This is a genomic window from Prevotella sp. E9-3 (genome assembly GCF_022024015.1).
Lineage (GTDB): Bacteria > Bacteroidota > Bacteroidia > Bacteroidales > Bacteroidaceae > Prevotella.
This window is the reverse complement of the sequence record NZ_CP091786.1, coordinates 2,239,230-2,252,934: the sequence shown is the minus strand read 5'-3', so window position 1 is coordinate 2,252,934 and position 13,705 is coordinate 2,239,230. Positions and strand designations below refer to the sequence as shown.

At 49.1% G+C, this 13,705-nt stretch carries 10 protein-coding genes and 1 pseudogene; 3 read left to right on the top strand and 8 right to left on the bottom strand.

What is annotated here, in order from left to right; translation table 11 throughout:
• Positions 1 to 6: 6 nt before the first annotated feature.
• The 6 genes and pseudogenes from secG to rlmN form a co-directional block, all read right to left on the bottom strand.
• Entirely contained in the window at positions 7 to 366 is a 360-nt protein-coding gene (gene secG, locus L6475_RS08530) for a preprotein translocase subunit SecG (RefSeq protein ID WP_237819025.1), read from the bottom strand.
• Positions 367 to 375: 9 nt separating this feature from the next.
• Positions 376 to 1,155 carry a tetratricopeptide repeat protein gene (locus L6475_RS08525; protein ID WP_237819023.1) on the bottom strand — a complete coding sequence of 260 codons (780 nt, stop codon included), beginning with the start codon at positions 1,153 to 1,155 and terminating at the stop codon, positions 376 to 378.
• 98 nt (positions 1,156 to 1,253) lie between these two features.
• Entirely contained in the window at positions 1,254 to 1,721 is a 468-nt protein-coding gene (locus L6475_RS08520; RefSeq protein ID WP_255777752.1) for an LptE family protein, read from the bottom strand.
• A gap of 36 nt (positions 1,722 to 1,757) precedes the next feature.
• Positions 1,758 to 3,008 (bottom strand): annotated as a pseudogene (locus L6475_RS08515) (sigma-54 interaction domain-containing protein); the annotation flags it as partial.
• A gap of 86 nt (positions 3,009 to 3,094) precedes the next feature.
• Positions 3,095 to 4,165, bottom strand: a complete 1,071-nt coding sequence (locus L6475_RS08510) for a PdxA family protein (protein ID WP_237819021.1) — start codon at positions 4,163 to 4,165, stop codon at positions 3,095 to 3,097.
• A 12-nt stretch (positions 4,166 to 4,177) separates the two neighbouring features.
• Positions 4,178 to 5,239, bottom strand: coding sequence for a 23S rRNA (adenine(2503)-C(2))-methyltransferase RlmN (gene rlmN / locus L6475_RS08505; protein WP_237819019.1), 1,062 nt, complete (start codon positions 5,237 to 5,239; stop codon positions 4,178 to 4,180).
• A gap of 105 nt (positions 5,240 to 5,344) precedes the next feature.
• Here rlmN and L6475_RS08500 point away from each other — a divergent pair, with 105 nt between their 5' ends.
• The 3 genes from L6475_RS08500 to L6475_RS08490 all read left to right on the top strand — a co-directional run bounded on the left by L6475_RS08500 (position 5,345) and on the right by L6475_RS08490 (position 11,201).
• The gene (locus L6475_RS08500) at positions 5,345 to 9,148 is read left to right on the top strand and encodes a DUF4922 domain-containing protein (protein ID WP_237819017.1); all 3,804 of its coding nucleotides are present in this window, start codon (positions 5,345 to 5,347) and stop codon (positions 9,146 to 9,148) included.
• Positions 9,149 to 9,230: 82 nt separating this feature from the next.
• Positions 9,231 to 10,529 (top strand): MFS transporter, encoded by a 1,299-nt coding sequence (locus L6475_RS08495; RefSeq protein ID WP_237819015.1) that lies wholly within the window; start codon positions 9,231 to 9,233, stop codon positions 10,527 to 10,529.
• 159 nt (positions 10,530 to 10,688) lie between these two features.
• A complete protein-coding gene (locus L6475_RS08490) occupies positions 10,689 to 11,201 on the top strand; it encodes a hypothetical protein (RefSeq protein WP_237819013.1) in 513 nt (170 codons plus the stop codon).
• Positions 11,202 to 11,380: 179 nt separating this feature from the next.
• Here the strand turns inward: L6475_RS08490 and L6475_RS08485 are convergent, their stop codons facing one another.
• Positions 11,381 to 12,286, bottom strand: a complete 906-nt coding sequence (locus L6475_RS08485; RefSeq protein ID WP_237819011.1) for a serine O-acetyltransferase — start codon at positions 12,284 to 12,286, stop codon at positions 11,381 to 11,383.
• Between the two features lie 36 nt (positions 12,287 to 12,322).
• Complete coding sequence (hisS, locus tag L6475_RS08480; RefSeq protein ID WP_237819009.1) at positions 12,323 to 13,690, bottom strand: histidine--tRNA ligase; 1,368 nt, start codon at positions 13,688 to 13,690, stop codon at positions 12,323 to 12,325.
• Between the last annotated feature and the right edge of the window lie 15 nt (positions 13,691 to 13,705).

Below are 13,705 nucleotides of genomic sequence, written 5' to 3'. Positions count from 1 at the left end.
TTTTCTTTATTTTGCAGGTTCTGCAGGTGTTTCAGCAGCAGCAGGAGCTTCTTCCTGTGTCTGACTGGCACCAAAACCGGGCAGATTGTTAGGATTGGTAACGGGATTTTCGATACCTTCCATTACTGATTCTGTGTGAGTGCCAGTGGGAGCAACATAGGTGCAAAGGATGCTGACAACTACCATGAAGCCTGCCAGGAAGAAGGTGGCCTTTTCAATGAAGTCGGTAGTCTTACGCACACCGCCAATCTGGTTGTAAGAAGCGAAGTTAGAGGCAAGACCGCCACCCTTCGACTCCTGAATCAGCACAATGCCAATCATGAGCAACGCTGCAATAACGATGAAAATTACTAATAGTGTGTACATTGTTTTGTTTTATTTTTTGTTATTATTTATAATCAATTTTTGTAAAAATCGAATTTGGTCTGCAAAGTAAGCATTTTTTTTTGGATATTGCAAACTTAATCGGCTAATTATTTCTAAAGCTTTGGAATATCTGCCTTGTTTGATGTAAATTCGGGCCAGTGTTTCGGTGTAATATCCGTTTTTCTCTTCTTCTTCGGCCGTGAGTGGCTGTTCGTCTATCTCGGGCTTGAGGGTAGGATTTTCGTTGAGCACTATCTTGCCCTTGTCGTTTTCTATGAACGAGTCGATGAGGCTGATGCCTCGCAGTTGCGGTTGTTCGGCATCGTGCTCGCGTTCTTCTTCGCTTTCACTTTCCAGCAGGTAGGCAACATAGTCAACGGCTGCATCGGCAGGGGTGGGCTTGCGCTTGCGTCGCTGGCCTGTGGTGGCTTCGTCGGCTTTTTCGTCGCCCTCTTTGGGTATAGAGTCGAGGAAGTCGTTGATGAGTGAAATGGTGCGGCTTCCGTCCTTGGAGTCGGCAGCGTCTGCCTGCTGGCTCTTGGATTTTTTGGGCTGCAGCTGATAGTGTCCGGCTTCAACCAGTTGGAAGAGTACTTTGCGGTCGGTGATGTAGATAGCGGCGCGGCGCAGTTCTTCATCGAAGGTGGGATCGTGCAGCAGGTAAAGGTTCTGCAACATGAGCAGGCGGACGGTCTGGAAATAGGGATACATGGCCAGTGTGGAACGCAACTCATAGAGTGTGTCGCGGTCCATCTGTTCTGGTTGCTTTATCAGTTCGGCTATTTCCATTTTTCTTGCAGAAGTAAATTATTTGTTTAAAACCGGCTGAACCGGTTTTCACTCTAATGATTCTTCACTCTTCACTCTTCATTCTTCATTCTTCACTTCTACCAGTTTGCAACGGTTGCATTGAATATCTGGTCGCAGATGTCTTTCACCATTTGGGTGACGAGTTCTTCCTGCACAGAATTCAGTGACTGAGTGGTCTCGTAAGTGGTTGAGGCGGTGAACTGGCGCTCAAAGTCTTCGGAATGGTTCACGGTGTTGGTGAAACGCACGTTGACCGTGATGGAGAGTTCTGTCTGTGCAGAATATCCTTCGGCAGAGACTGATTTGTTGCGTTGCTCGTAGCGGGTTATCTCGCCATCGAGACGGAGGTCGCCATTGCGGCGTACCTGAATCAGTTTGGTGTGGTTGGCAAACTGGTCTTTCAACTGGTTGTTGAATATGTTGGCCATGGGGCCCCATACGTAGTTGGAGCGAATGGGGAAGTCGCTGATTTGTATGGTCTTTGTCTTTGTATAGTCGATGCTGGCGCCATTGAATTTATAGCTGACAGTGCACGACGTGAACATCATACTGGTGAGCATGATGAGGGGTAGGAGCAATGTGAGTCCATACTGTTTGAGTCGGCGGTAGAGGGTGCGGTCGCTGATGCCCAGTTCTTGGGCTGCCTTTTTGCGGTTGCCATTGTTTCGCTCTAAGGCTTTTTCCAGCATCTGTCGGCTCAGGTCGTTCAGGTTCAGATTCTCTTGCTCTGGTGCTGGCTCTACGTATTCCTCGGCTACTGCATCTTCGGCTTCTGGCTGAAGTGGGGTGATGGGGGCAGAGGTGATTGTAGATGGGGTGATGGCCTGTATTGGAGCTGGCGCCGAAGCACCTGATGTGCCGATGATAGTGGGCTGCGGAGCCGTCTGCACTTCTTCAATACGCTTTTTCAGCTGGCTCATTTCACGGCGCATGTCGTTTACGTTGCCGCGCAGTTCGAAGAGTATCTTATAGAGGATTTCCCGTTCGTTCTCGAATGAATGGTCGCTACCTTGATTGATAACGGCCAGTTGGGTGCTCTCGCGGTCTTGTGGAATGAATTGTGCCAACACCTGTGGGGTGATGATGCGTTCAGGACTGAGTACTGAAATCTGCTGGGTGATGTTCTTCAGTTGTCGAACGTTTCCCGGCCACTTATATCGCATCAGCATCTGTTTGGCCTCGTCGGTGAGCTGGATGCGATCCATTTTGTATTTCTCGGCCATCTGCATGGCAAAGAGACGGAAAAGGAGCACGATATCCTCGCCACGTTCGCGCAGTGGAGGCATTTGTACTGCCACTTCATTTAAGCGGTAGTAGAGGTCTTCACGGAATCGCCCTTCGCTGATGGCTTTCTGGATGTTCACGTTGGTGGCAGCCACAATGCGCACATTGGTTTTTCTCACTTCGGTTGCGCCCACGGGTATGTACTCTCCGTTTTCCAGCACACGGAGCAGTCGCGCCTGTGTGGCTAATGGCAGTTCGCCTACTTCGTCGAGAAAGAGCGTGCCCTTGTCGGCAACGCCGAAATATCCAGGCGAGTCGTTGATGGCACCTGTGTAGGAGCCCTTGACATGTCCGAACAGTTCGCTGTCGATGGTGCCTTCGGGAATGGATCCGCAGTTGATGGCGAAATACTTTTCGCGGCGGCGGGGGGAGTTGTCGTGGATGACACGTGGAATGATTTCCTTTCCCACACCGCTTTCGCCTATGATGAGTACGCTGAGGTCGGTAGGCGCTACCTGCAAGGCAACGTCGATGACATGATTGAGAGCATCGCAGTTGCCCACGATGTTGTATCTTTGCTTGATGTTTTGCAGTTCGTTACTCTTCATACGGCTGACAAAATTACATATTTTTTTTGTAAAATATGCAACTTTGGCATAAAATCGCTAAAATAATATTCTGTAACGCCGTTTTTTTACTCTTGTTCAGTAGGCTGACTATTTGCAACGGGAGCACGGAAGCGCACTTTCTCGCTCTCATCGCGACGCTCGTGATAGAGTTTGGGAAGTGGGTTGCCCATCGGCGCATCAAATTCTTTTCGGTTGTTCAACACGTCGGTAGCAGCCCATATGGCGTGGCGCAGTGTGGTGGGGTAGGCAGGTGCTGTACGCACAATGCTCAGTCCGCCCGTGAAGCGAACGCCATTGTTGGGGCTGAGCGTCTTGAAGGGGGTCATTCCCTGATCGTGATACATGGCAAGTACGCCATCGAAGCGATAGTATTGTCCCTCTCCAAAGAAATTGTCGGCAGCATAAGGACCGAAGGCCTGTACACCTTTCTCTTCAAGCTCGTTGATGGCAGGGAGAATGATTTCTTGTTCTTCATCACCCAAAGCGCCATCCTCTCCACAGCGTGGATTGAGTGACAGAACGGCAATACGGGGGCTTGACACTCGCAGATCGCGCTTCAGTGTCTGGGCAAAAAGCAGTCCTTTCTCAACAATCTTCTGTTTGGTGATAGACTCTGATACATCCTTCACAGCCAGATTGTTGGTGACCAGTGCCACACGTAGGTCTTCGTTCATCAGAATGCTCAACCCCTTTCCTGCTTCGTTCAGTTGGCGTTCAAGATAGTCGGCATGACCATGAAAGCCATCTATCGAACTGCGAGTTACGGGACATGTTACCAAAACATCGAAGGCCCCTTTCTTATAATCTTCGACGGCAGCCTGCAGAGCAACCATTGCCGCTTTTCCTGATTCGGGAGTCGATTCGCCCGGATGTATTTCTATTTCAGCTTTTTCAAAGCAGTCAATCAGGTTCAATCGATTTTGTTTAGCTTCAGCGGCCGATTTGATATGATAGAACTGGGGGATGCCTTCCTGCTGCAAGCGACTGGCATAGAAAGCAACTGCTTGTGCCGAACCATAGACGATGGGGGTGCAGAGCTCGAACATCGTAGGGTCGTTGAAGGCTTTCAGTATCATTTCATATCCGGAGCCGTTAATGTCGCCATGAGTAATGGCTATGCGTATTGTCTGTTCCATAGGTTTTTGTTATTATCGTTGTGTTGTTGATTGTGCGTTTTGGTTTTCTTCAGCTTTCTTGGCTGTTGACAGGAGTCCGCAGGCAGCGAAGATGTCTTGTCCGCGACTGGCACGGATGGTTGTGAATACGCCATGCTGAGTCAAGTAGTCGCGCAGTTGTTCCATGCGGTGCTCGTCGGCACCAGGAAGGTCAACATTGGGGATAGGGTGAAAGCGTATCAGATTGACGCGACATTCCAGTCCTTCTACCAGTTTGACGATGGCACGAGCGTGCTCCAGCGTGTCGTTTAATCCGGCAAAGCAGATGTATTCGAACGAGCAGCGGCGCTGGTGAGTGAAGTCGTACTGTTTCAGCAGGGCTACCACCTCTTCAATCGTCATGGCTTTCTCTGCAGGCATAAGCGTGGCTCGCTGTTCGTGCAGAGGTGAGTGCATCGAGATGGCCACGTGGCACTGGCTTTCGTCAAGGAAGCGCTTCAGCTTGCTGCGTATGCCTACCGAGCTCACAGTGATGCGTTTCGGACTCCATGCGTAGCCGTCGGCGGCTGTGAGAATCTGAGTGGCCCGAAGCACACTGTCCAGATTGTCCATCGGCTCACCCTGTCCCATAAACACCACGTTGGTGAGTCGCTCACGCTCGGGTAGGGCATAAATCTGGTTCAGAATGTCGGCAGCTGTCAGTTGGCCTTCAAATCCCTGCTTTCCTGTCTGGCAGAACAGGCAGTTCATCTTGCACCCCACCTGACTGGAAACACAGAGCGTGGCGCGGTCGTCATCGGGAATAAAAACCGTTTCAACGAACTTACCACAACTTACGGGAAAAAGATATTTGATTGTTCCGTCAACACTGCGCTGACAGTCGATGGGTTCCATCGCTCCCACACAGTATTCTTTGGAAAGCAGCTCACGGTTGGCTTTTGACAGATTCGTCATCTCGTCAATACTGCGCACATGCTTCGCATACAGCCATTGAGCTATCTGCCCACCTGTGAAAGCGGGCATGCCAAGACTGCGAACCACTTCCTTCAGTTCGGCGGTGGTCAGCCCTAACAGCACTTTCTTACCATTAATCATGCTGCAAAGGTAGCTACTTTTTTTTGAGAGCACAAAGATTTTAGTCTATTTGTTGCGTGTTTTTGTTTGTTTTACATTATCTTTGCACATAAAATAATGTAAGAAATGAGAAAAACAGTAGATATCTTTATTCCCTGCGACGACCTTGTTCAGGTTGAGCCGATTGCCTCTCAGTTTGCTAAAAGTACTCTTCTGCGTAGCGTTTGTCTGCTGACACCTACGGAAGTGGAAGATGCCAAGTGGCCAACCATTGTGATGGAAGGCTCGCTCACCTCGAGCGCTACGATGTGCCGACTGGCCGAATATGCCAAGGGTGACTATGTGTTGCTGATTACCAAGTCAACTCCTCTCACACTTGGAGCAGGCGCCCTTGAGCGAATGGTGCGTGTGGCTTCCGATGCCAGCGCTCCGATGGTCTATGCTGATCATTTCGACCAGAAAACCATCGATGGACAGGTGAAGGTGGAGAAACACCCCACTATCGACTATCAGATAGGCTCTATCCGTGACGATTTCGATTTCGGCTCGCTGCTGCTGGTGCGCACTGTATTGCTGAAGGAATGGGCCTCCCAGGTGCGCGATACCAATTATATATATGCAGGCCTCTACGACCTTCGGTTGTTTTTGAGCAGAAAGGGCGAACTGGTGCACCTGAACGAACTGCTCTATACTGAGGTTGAACAGGACAACAGGGCTAGTGGCGAAAAGCAGTTCGACTACGTGAACCCTGCCAACCGTGAGGTACAGATAGAGATGGAACGTGTGGCAACAGCCCATCTGAAAGAGATTGGGGCACAGGTGGAAACATCTACCTTCCGTGCTGTGGATTTTGACGAGCAGGAGTTTGATATCGAGGCTTCTGTCATCATTCCTGTATTTAACCGTGCAAAGACTATCCGTGATGCCGTTGAAAGCGCTCTCTCGCAGAAAACATCCTTTCCTTTCAACGTGATTGTAGTAGATAACCATTCTACCGATAATACATCAGCAATACTCTCCGAAATTCTTCAGCAGGCCAATAAGAACAACGCTGAACGCCTTATAGTACTGAATCCTGAACGTACTGACTTGGGAATAGGCGGATGCTGGAATATGGCTGTCAACGATCAGCGCTGCGGACGCTTTGCCGTTCAGTTGGATTCCGACGATCTGTATTCTTCACCACAAACGCTACAGACCATTGTCGATACATTCCGCAAACAGGGAGCAGCAATGGTGATTGGCTCTTACAGAATGTGCGATTTCGAACTGAACACCCTTCCCCCAGGACTTATTGCCCACAAGGAATGGACCGACGAGAACGGACCCAACAACGCCCTGCGCATCAACGGCCTTGGCGCTCCCCGAGCTTTCTTTACTCCGCTGCTCAGACAAGTACAACTGCCCAATACATCGTATGGCGAAGACTATGCCTTGGGACTTTTCTTCTCACGCCGTTATCGCATAGGACGTATCTATGATGAACTCTATCTCTGTAGGCGTTGGGGTGGCAATAGTGATGCCGCTTTGAGCATAGATCGCATCAATGCCAACAACCTGTATAAAGACCGTTTGCGCACAATAGAGATAAAGGCTCGCCAGAAGCGCAATGCTAAAAGGGTGAACCGTAGGACTATTGCGCCCGATGCTCCTCAGGAGTGGCGCGAGGACAGTGGCGAGATGGGATCGTTAAACCGTTTCTTCGACCGTCAGCTGCGTGTGTGGGATGAGGTGCGTGACCGTTATCAAAACTTGTCGAGAGTGGAAACACGCGAACTGTTTACCGATGCACTTCCACTTCATGTACAGTACAATCCGGCGCGAATCACTTCTACAGGTGCCAGCATTTCTGAGAAGGCCATTGCCGAGCGTCCTTGTTTCCTTTGTGCAGCCAATAGGCCGAAGCAGCAAATGAAACGCCTACTGGATGGCCGCTACGAGTTGCTAGTCAATCCATATCCTATACTCCCCATGCACTTCACCATCCCTGTTCAGCAGCATCGTCCACAGGCCATCCGCCCCATGTATGCCGAGATGATGAAACTGCTGGTCAGATATCCCGAACTGATGGTGTTCTATAACGGGCCTAAGTGTGGCGCTTCTGCTCCCGATCACGCTCATCTGCAAGGCGGATATACCTTCGGACATGAAGGCTCGCAGGTGTTGCCTCTTCAGAAAGAATGGCACCGCTTGAGCCGCAATCTTACCACTCTGGTTCGTCTGGGTGATGATGCCGAGATAGCATCAATTGATGATTATCCTTGCAGCGCATTGGTTATTCGCAGTAAGACAGCACAGGCTTCTGAGCGTCTGTTCACTGCCCTGTATGATAAGATGAGCAGGTTGGAATCAAATGCCTCTTTGAATGGTGAAGAACCCATGATGAACATTGTGAGCTGGCGCCATAATGAGGTTGAGGATTCTGATTCGAAGGCCCATGTTGAACTGCTTTCAGTCGTATTCCCACGCGAGAAGCATCGTCCCGACTGCTATTATGCCGAGAATATCGACGAACAACTCATTGTCAGCCCTGGAGCTTTGGATATGGCAGGTCTGATTATTACTCCCCGCCGCAACGACTTCCAGAAGTTGACCACTGAACGAGCTATCGATATATTGAAGGAATGTGCCCTTTCTGCCGAGGCTTTCAACCAACTGAAAGAGCAGTTGAAGAAAGTGTCGTTCGATTCTCACCAGAAGCAGAAAGAGCCTATCGTTTCTGTTGGTGTGTTGAGCGGTCAGCAGATTAAATTTGCCATGAACAGCCCCTATACCGCAAAAGGTGAGACGATAATGGGTGAACAGATGGTTGAACTATCAGAAGGCGGACTTCGCTGGCATGGTCAGCAGTACCGTGAACTGCTGTTCACTCCGCAGGGCGATATTCAGGAAGCCTCGTTCTCACTTCACGATGTGACCATTGGCGTGAATTTCCATTGGGAGCGACAGGAAACACAAACCTTCCGCGGCTCACTCCGATTGGTGGTTGATGCCGATAAGATTGTGGCTATCAACGAACTGCCTGTAGAGCAGTATCTGGAGAGTGTTATCTCGAGCGAAATGAGTGCCACCTCTTCTATTGAATTGCTGAAGGCTCATGCGGTGATTTCCCGCTCGTGGCTGCTCTCTCAGAAGGAGAAACACGAAACGAACGGCGAGGGTCATGAGAACAATTTCTTCACCTTCATTCGTAAGGACGATGAACTGATTCGTTGGTACGACCGTGAAGACCACACCCTGTTTGATGTATGCGCCGACGACCATTGTCAGCGCTATCAGGGTATTACGCGTGCAACGAACTATCAGGTGACAGATGCCGTAAAAGGAACTCGCGGACAAGTCTTGATGTATGGCGACGAGCTGTGCGATGCCCGATTCTCAAAGTGCTGTGGCGGAAAGACCGAAGAATTCCAGTACTGCTGGGAGAATTCTCCAAAGCCCTATCTGGTTTCTATCAACGATCCGTTCTGTAATACGAAGGACAAGAATGTGTTGCGCCAAGTGCTGAACGACTACGATCTGGAGACTCCCGATTTCTATCGCTGGACAGTGGAATACACCCAGGCAGAACTTAGTGAACTGGTAAATAGAAAACTGAAACTGGATCTTGGCGATATCGTTGATCTCATTCCTTTGGAGCGTGGAAAGAGTGGGCGCATCTGGAAACTACAGATTGTAGGCACCAACCGCACATTCACCATCGGTAAGGAACTTGAAATACGCAGGGCATTGTCGGAAAGCCATCTGTACAGTTCTGACTTCGAAGTGGAGAAACAAGGCGACAAATTCATTCTTCACGGAAAAGGATGGGGACATGGTGTAGGCCTCTGTCAGATTGGTGCTGCCGTGATGGGCGAACAAGGCTACAACTATGAGGAAATTCTTCTTTATTACTATCGTGGAGCCGAGATCAAGAAACTCTATAAGTAGTTTTGAATGCACAAACTGATTATATTCAATAATCCAGAAATCAATCTAATAAGTAATCATATTTCTTAAAAACAATAATCTGATGAAGCAAAAAAGAAATCCTTGGGCATGGATTCCCACTCTCTATATTGCTGAGGGACTGCCCAATGTGGTGGTGATGACGGTTGCAGTAGTGATGTATATGCAACTTGGAATGAGCGATACCGATATCGCTCTATATACAGGATGGTTGGGACTTCCTTGGGTGATAAAACCATTGTGGAGTCCGTTTGTTGACCTATACAAGACCAAGCGCTGGTGGGTACTGACCATGCAACTGCTGTTGGGCTCGTCGCTGGCTGGTGTGGCCTTTACGCTGAATGCACCATTCTGGTTCCAGGGCACTATGGCTTTCTTCTTTTTGATGGCCTTCTCCAGTGCTACCCACGATATTGCTGCCGACGGCTACTATATGCTGGAACTTGACGATCACGACCAAGTGTGGTTTGTAGGCATCCGAAACACGTTCTACAGACTGGCTGTCATCTTTGGCAATGGTGTGCTCATTCCGTTGGCGGGAATGCTTCAGCTGATGTTCCGCAACCGTACGGCTTTCACTTGGAGCATCCTTTTCTATGGATTGGCAGGACTCTTCATCGGCATCTGGCTCTACCATACTTATATTATGCCGCGTGCCGATCGTGACCAGCCTCATAAAACCAACGCTCGCGAGGTGGCTATGGGAGTGGTGACGGCTTTCCACACTTTCTTTAAGAAACTGCCGCCGAAGGAACTGCTGTTTGCCATCCTGTTCATGCTCTTCTACCGTTTCCCGGAAGCCTTGCTGGGCAAGATGAGCGTCACCTTCCTGATGCGTCCTAATTCTGCAGGAGGCTTGGGACTCTCACCACAGGAATTCGGACTTGCCAGTGGTACAGTAGGCATGATAGGACTGACCCTTGGCGGTATTCTTGGCGGTCTCTTGGCAGGACGCGACGGTTTTAAAAAGTGGTTGTGGCCTATGGTGCTGGCCATTACACTGCCCGATATCGTATATGTATATATGAGCTATGCGATGCCTTCCAATCTGATACTGATCAGTTCCTGTCTGTTCATCGAGCAGTTTGGCTATGGTCTTGGCTTTACAGCGCTCACCCTCTATATGCTCTATTTCAGCAAAGGCAATTTCCAGACTTCTCATTATGCTTTCTGTACGGCCATCAGTTATCTGGGACTTATGTTGCCAGGCATGCTCTCTGGCTATTTGAAAGATGCCATGGGCTATCAGGCTTTCTTCATTATGGTGATGGCCCTGTGTGCTATCACATTTATAGTGACGGCTTTGATCAAAGTTGACCCTGAGTTCGGAAAGAAAGTGAAGAGTGAAGTAAGTGAAGAATGAAGAGTGAAGAATCATTAGAGTGAAAACCGGTTCTGCCGGTTTTAAACAAAAATGAATAGTAGGGGATTCCCTATGGAAGAATAGGAAAATTCTCTTAGTTTGGTTCCTGATTATCTCTATCTTTGCAGCAGAGTATTTAACTTCTAAACCGTTACGATTATGAAAAAGATGTTTACCTATACCCTGATGTTGCTTCTGGCAGCAGTAGCATTTACCAGTTGCGAACCAGATCCCGATCGTGATCTTGCCTACGATATCGAAGGTGTGTGGGAAGGCGCTATCAATGGCGATTACTATGCTCGTCGATACAGTTCCAACTATAATGACTATACTACCGAGATAGAGTTTGTACGTGTGGATGCCTATGGTGGCTACGGCTATGAGGTTGACTACAGAAGTCGCTACAGCAGCGGTTCGCCTATCGGGTTCGACTGGACTGTAAAGAACGGAAATATCTACCTGGAGTATGACGATGGTTACAATGTAATCATTACCGACTATAAGGTGCGTATGCGCGACCGCCTGGTGTTCACCGGCTATTTCGAAGATTGGGATACAGGCGAACAACTGGCTGCCTTCCGTCTCTACAAGATTGCTGAACCTACCTATGATTACGACTACGGAACCAGATATTCACGGAGCACTAAGCCCGGAAGCGATGCTAAAGAATAGGTACTGCGTTCCTATGAGATAGGTGCTTCCAATCTATGGGATAGGTGCTCCCAATCTATAGGAAAGGTGCCTCCAGTCTAAGGAATAGGTACGAGCTTTGAGTTGAAAGCCTGTTGGGCATAAATAAAAAAACGACTACATTCATTTGTAGTCGTTTTTTTTATGTTGAATGAATTCTTCTAAATTCCCAGTCCTCCTTGGAATGTCAGCCCTACGGCTTTACTCTGCTGTATGCGAGAGTAGGGGGGCACACTGTTTGTCACCCAGATGTTACCACCTATCACAGAATCGTGACCGATGGTGATGCGTCCAAGTATTGAGGCGTTGGAATAGATAGTTACATTATCCTCAATAATTGGGTGACGGGGCACGTTCAGCATATTGCCTTCAGCGTCATACTTAAAACTCTTTGCACCAAGGGTAACACCCTGATAGAGAGTCACGTGGTTGCCGATGATAGTTGTTTCGCCAATCACCACACCCGTTCCGTGATCTATAGAGAAATATTCACCGATGGTTGCTCCTGGATGAATGTCAATACCCGTCTTTGAATGAGCCTGCTCGGTGATGATGCGTGGAATCACGGGCACCCTCATCTTGTGCAGTACGTGAGCAATACGATAGTGAGTCATCGTGTTCACCACTGGGTAACAGTAAATCACCTCACCGTAGTTCACTGCTGCAGGGTCGTTATGGAACATCGCTTCCACATCGGTATAGAGCAGGCGTTTCACCTCCGGCAATTCATCAATAAACTGAAGGGCCATCTTCTCGGCAGCCTCCATCACATCGTGTTCGCTGCACTCTTCGCAGAACTGCAATCCGCGGGCTATCTGGCGATTCAGCAGTCGGTACAGTTCCTCCATGTTCACGCCAATGTAGTAGGAACGTATCTGTTCTTCCGGCTGTCGCTTGTAGAAATAGTCGGTGAAGATAATGCTCTTCACCAAACTCACAATGTGGCGGACCTCCTCAACTGAAGGCAATGGGGCCGAGCCGGCAGGCATCATAGCCTCTTCCTTCTCGTCTTGCTGAGAGAGTAGTGCGACGTTGCGCAACAATACTTCATTTACGTTTTGTGACATAAGCGTTTATTATGGAATCAGTATGGAATCAGGGTATTACAGCTGCAGTGTCTGAATCAGCTCTTCGGCCGATACCATATTCTGTTCGCCGGTAGCCATGTTCTTCAAGGTCACCTTGCCTTCAGCCATTTCATTATCGCCGGCCAGTGCTACAAAAGGAATCTGTTTGGCATTGGCATACGACATCTGTTTCTTCATCTTTGCGGCATCGGGATACAGTTCGGCACGAATGCCGGCAGCGCGCACCTTAGCCACGATAGGCATACAGTAGGCTGTTTCCTTATCGCCAAAGTTGATGAACAGAATCTGTGAAGTCTGCAGCGAGTCTTTTGGATAGAGGTCGAGGGCATTCAGCACATCGTAGATGCGATCTACACCGAACGAGATGCCTACACCCGACAAGCCAGGCATTCCGAAAATACCTGTGAGGTTGTCGTAACGTCCGCCGCCTGAGATGCTGCCCATCGGGGTGTCAAGCGCTTTCACTTCAAAGATAGCGCCTGTGTAGTAGCTCAATCCGCGAGCCAGTGTCAGGTCAAGCTGTAGTTCATTTTTCAGTGTACCGATACTGTTTAAAGTATTCAGTATGAATTTTGTTTCTTCTACGCCCTTCAAGCCAGTCTCACTGTCTTTCAGCACTTCGGCAATGGTCTGCAGTTTCTCTTCGTTCGTGCCGCTGAGGCTGATGATGGGCTGCAGTTTCTCAATCTGCTCGTCGGTAAGTCCGTCTTCGCGCAGTTCGGCATTCACATTGTCAATGCCTATCTTGTCCAGTTTGTCGATGGCCACCGTGATATCTACAATCTTGTCGGCAGCGCCAATCACCTCGGCTATACCTGTAAGAATCTTACGGTTGTTAATCTTTATCTGTACGCGCACGCCGAAACGTGTGAATACCGTGTCAACAATCTGCATCAGTTCCACCTCGTTGATGAGTGAGTCACTGCCCACCACATCGCCGTCAAACTGGTAGAACTCGCGGTAGCGTCCTTTCTGTGGACGGTCAGCGCGCCACACGGGCTGCACCTGATAACGCTTGAAAGGCAGCTGCAGTTCCTCGCGGTGCATCACCACATAGCGGGCGAAAGGTACAGTAAGGTCGTAGCGCAATCCTTTCTCACAGATTTTCGAGGCCAGTCGGAGCGTGTTACGCTCTGTCAGTTCCTCATCGGTAATCTTGGAAAGATAGTCGCCGCTGTTCAGTATCTTGAACAGCAGTTTGTCGCCTTCCTCGCCATATTTGCCCATGAGTGTCTGCAGGGTTTCCTGTGCAGGAGTTTCTATCTGCTGAAATCCATAGAGCTCATATACCGAGCGGATGGTATTGAAAATATAATTGCGCTTGGCCATCTCGATGGGGCCGAAGTCGCGTGTTCCTTTAGGAATACTTGGTTTCATATACATTAAACATTAAACATT

Excerpts from the sequence above, each read along its gene's own strand:
- secG (WP_237819025.1), bottom strand. The coding sequence starts at position 366 with ATGTACACACTATTAGTAATTTTCATCGTTATTGCAGCGTTGCTCATG.
- L6475_RS08525 (WP_237819023.1), bottom strand. The coding sequence starts at position 1,155 with ATGGAAATAGCCGAACTGATAAAGCAACCAGAACAGATGGACCGCGAC.
- L6475_RS08520 (WP_255777752.1), bottom strand. The coding sequence starts at position 1,721 with ATGTTCACGTCGTGCACTGTCAGCTATAAATTCAATGGCGCCAGCATC.
- L6475_RS08510 (WP_237819021.1), bottom strand. The coding sequence starts at position 4,165 with ATGGAACAGACAATACGCATAGCCATTACTCATGGCGACATTAACGGC.
- rlmN (WP_237819019.1), bottom strand. The coding sequence starts at position 5,239 with ATGATTAATGGTAAGAAAGTGCTGTTAGGGCTGACCACCGCCGAACTG.
- L6475_RS08500 (WP_237819017.1), top strand. The coding sequence starts at position 5,345 with ATGAGAAAAACAGTAGATATCTTTATTCCCTGCGACGACCTTGTTCAG.
- L6475_RS08495 (WP_237819015.1), top strand. The coding sequence starts at position 9,231 with ATGAAGCAAAAAAGAAATCCTTGGGCATGGATTCCCACTCTCTATATT.
- L6475_RS08490 (WP_237819013.1), top strand. The coding sequence starts at position 10,689 with ATGAAAAAGATGTTTACCTATACCCTGATGTTGCTTCTGGCAGCAGTA.
- L6475_RS08485 (WP_237819011.1), bottom strand. The coding sequence starts at position 12,286 with ATGTCACAAAACGTAAATGAAGTATTGTTGCGCAACGTCGCACTACTC.
- hisS (WP_237819009.1), bottom strand. The coding sequence starts at position 13,690 with ATGTATATGAAACCAAGTATTCCTAAAGGAACACGCGACTTCGGCCCC.